Source organism: Ideonella azotifigens (genome assembly GCF_006519715.1).
Lineage (GTDB): Bacteria > Pseudomonadota > Gammaproteobacteria > Burkholderiales > Burkholderiaceae_C > Ideonella > Ideonella azotifigens.
Genome location: NZ_VIDT01000585.1, coordinates 1 through 3,472, shown reverse-complemented (window position 1 = coordinate 3,472; position 3,472 = coordinate 1). Strand labels below are relative to the sequence as shown.

Annotated in this window: 2 protein-coding genes; one reads left to right on the top strand and one right to left on the bottom strand. The window is 69.1% G+C overall.

Features of this window, described 5'->3' with window-relative positions:
* Nucleotides 1-1,417: beta-galactosidase (locus FKP22_RS24470; RefSeq protein WP_141290268.1), on the bottom strand; the 1,417-nt coding region annotated here is incomplete at its 3' end.
* A 204-nt stretch (nucleotides 1,418-1,621) separates the two neighbouring features.
* Here FKP22_RS24470 and FKP22_RS24465 point away from each other — a divergent pair.
* A partial coding sequence (locus tag FKP22_RS24465; RefSeq protein ID WP_141290267.1) for a beta-galactosidase occupies nucleotides 1,622-3,472 on the top strand: 1,851 nt, incomplete at its 3' end.

Here is a 3,472-nt window from a genome sequence, read left to right as displayed (position 1 = left end):
CCACGAAATCCGGCGAGACGACAGGCAGCGTCGGCACCGCCACCAGCTGGTAGCCGCTGAAATCGGCCGAGGCCGGCAGCACGTCCACGTCCAGCCCCAGGCGGCGCAGCGCGCTGTACCAGCGCAGCTGCAGCGTGTGCACGTCGAAGTCGGCGCTGTTGGGCAGCGCGTCCAGGGCCCATTTGCCGGCGTAGTCCACCACCAGCGCCACGCGCGCCGGCCGGCTGGTTTCCACCGGCACGGTGGCCAGCTCGCGCGCCACCTGCGCGGCCTCTTCGCCGCCGGTGGCCAGCAGGTTGTCGGGCGTGTTCAGGCCGGAGTGCAGCTGCTCTTGCGCGTACGGCACCTGGCGCCAGCGGAAGTAGGAGACCAGTTCCGCCCCGTGCGCAAAGGCTTCCCAGGTCCAGGCGCGCACCATGCCGGGCAGCGGCAGCGCGTTCCACGGCGCCCAGTTCACCGGCCCGGCCTGCTGCTCCATCACCCACCAGCGGCCACTGGCCACCACGCCGCGGTACAGGTCGTGGTTGAACGCTGCGATGTCCGGATGGCCGGTGCGGCGGTGGGCCAGCTTCTCGGCTTCGCTGGCCACGTTCATGCCATCCAGGTGGCCCAGCGGGTAGCTGTCCCAGCTGGCAATGTCCAGGTCGCGGCCCATCTTGTGGTGCTCGAAGCTGCCGAAGAAACCCATGAAGTTGTGCAGCACCGGCCGGCCGGGTGCGTGCCGGCGCAGGATCTCGACCTGCATGCGGTTGTAGCGCAGCACCTCGTCGGAAGCGAAGCGCTGGAAGGCCAGCAGCTGCGAGGGGTTGGGCGGCGCCGGCATCGCCACCGGCAGGCCCACGTCCTCGAAGCGCGCGTAGGTCATGCTCCAGAAGACATTGCCCCAGGCCTGGTTCAGCGCTTCGATGCTGCCGTAGCGCTCGGCCAGCCAGGCGCGGAAGCGCTTCAGCGCGCCCTGCGAGTAGGACACGGTGGTGTCGTGGCAGCCGTATTCGTTGTCGGTCTGCCAGGCGATCACGGCCGGATGGCTGCCATAGCGCTCGGCCATCGCCGTCACCACGCGGGCGCTGGCGGTGTGGAAGGTCTCGCTGGAAAAGCAGTAGTGGCGGCGCGAGCCGAAGGGCTTGGTGCGCCCGTGTGCATCCACTGCCAGCACGTCCGGATGCTGCTCGACCAGCCAATGCGGCGGCGCGGCGGTCGGCGTGCCCAGCACGACTTCCAGGCCGGCTTCGGCCAGTGTGTTGATCGCCCGGTCCAGCCAGTCCCACTCGAAGCGGCCGGGGGCCGGCTCGATCAGCGCCCAGGCGAACTCGGCGATGCGCACGGTCGACAGGCCCAGCTCGGCCATGCGGCGCGCGTCCGAGGCCCACAGCGATTCGTCCCACTGCTCGGGGTAGTAACAGACGCCCAGCTTCATGGCGCAGGCCCAGGAAAAGTTTTGGTGTGCATAGATTAAACGCTTAATCCTTTTCCCGTCAATGGCGGTTTTGCCGGCCAAACGGCCCGTCCCGGCTGGGCCGAAAACGTTGAGGGTTTTCCCGCTGGCTCGGGCGGAATGCAGCCGACACACTGCCGGAAGTTAATCGCTTAACAAAGCATTCCGCCTTCATTCCCTGCGCCGATGAACCTCCCGTCTTCCCTCCCGCTGAGCGGCCCGCTGGGCTTGCAGCTGCCGCCCGCACCGGCGCGTGCCGAAACCGGTTTCCTGAACCTGGGGCAGCACCCGCGTGCCGACCGGAGCCTGGCCGTCAACAGCCGCTGGCTGACGCTGGACGGCAAACACTGGATGCCGGTGATGGGCGAGTTCCACTACTCGCGCTTCCCGGAAAACGAGTGGCGCACCGAGCTGCTGAAGATGGCCGCCGGTGGTGTGAACATCGTCGCCAGCTATGTCTTCTGGAACCACCACGAGGAACAGCGCGGTGAGTTCGTCTGGACCGGCCAGCGCAACCTGCGCCGCTTCGTCGAGCTGGTGGCCGAAGCTGGGCTGCTGTTCTACCTGCGCCCGGGTCCCTGGGTGCATGCCGAGGCGCGCTACGGCGGCCTGCCGGACTGGGTGATGGCGCAAGGCCCGGTGCGCAACAACGATGCAGCCTACCTGGCGGCGGTGCGCGCTTTCTACGGTCAGATCGGCGCGCAGCTACGCGGCCTGCTGTGGTGCGACGGTGGCCCGGTGATCGGCCTGCAGCTGGAAAACGAATACGACCAGGTTGGCCCCGGCCGCGGTGCCGAGCACATCGAGGCGCTGCGCCACATCGCCATCGACAGCGGCCTGACCGTGCCGCTCTACACGGTGACCGGCTGGCCCACGCTGGACATTCCAGAGCGCGAGGTCATCCCCGTCTCCGGCGCCTATGCCGACGGCTTCTGGAGCGGCGCTACCGAACCCCTGCCGCCGTCCGGCGTGTTCCTGTTCGACACCAGCCGCGCGATCGGCGAGATGGGCAATGTCGGCGGCACACCGGCCGAAGGCCGCATCGACCCGTCGCACTACCCGTTTTTCCTCGCCGAAGCTGGCGGCGGCATGCACGTGTCCTACCACCGCCGCCCGGTCGTCACGCTGCAGGATGTGGCCGCCACCGCGCTGGTGCAGGTCGGCTCCGGGGCCAACCTCTATGGGTATTACATGTACCACGGCGGTTGCAACCCTGCCGCCCTGGTGCCCGGCGCGCGCCTGCAGGAAACCCAGGACACCGGCTACCCGAACGACGTGCTGGTGCTGAACTACGACTTCCGCACCCCGCTGGGCCAGTACGGCCAGGTGCGAGCCTCCTACGGCCGGCTGCGCTGCCTGCACCAGTTCATGGCCGCATTTGGCGAGGAGCTGGCCGCGATGGAGGCCGTGCTGCCTGCCGAGCGCGCCAGCGGGCCGGAAGACCGCAGCCGCCTGCGTGCCTCGCTGCGCGGCGCTGGCGACAACGGCTTCCTGTTCGTCAACAACCACCTGCGCCACCACCCGCTGCCAGCCTTCTCGGGCGTGCAGTTCGAGGTCCAGCACAGCGGCGGCACGACGCTGCTGCCCGCCACACCGGTGCAGGTGCCCAGCGGCCTCAGCTTCATCTGGCCCATCGGCCTGCGCCTGGGCGCGGCCCGCCTGGCCCACGCCACGGTGCAGCCGCTCACCCGCTGGACCGAGCCGGACGACACGCAGGTGCTGGTCGCATTTGCGCTGCCGGAGTTCGGCGCCAAGCTGCACTTCGAGGCGGCGTCAATTGAGGTCACTGATTCAACGCCGGGCGATGAAATCCAGCAGGACGCCCAAGGCTGGCAGCTGGACATCGCCGTCACCATCGCGCCGCGCCTGCTGCGCGTGACCGATGCCACTGGCGCGGTCCACAGCGTCGTGCTGCTGCCGCAGGCGCTGGCCGACCAATGCCTGCACGCGAAGCTGAATGGCCGCGACCGGCTGCTGATCAGCCCGCAGCCGCTCTACCTGGACGGCGACGAGGCGGTGGTCTCGGTGGCCGACGAC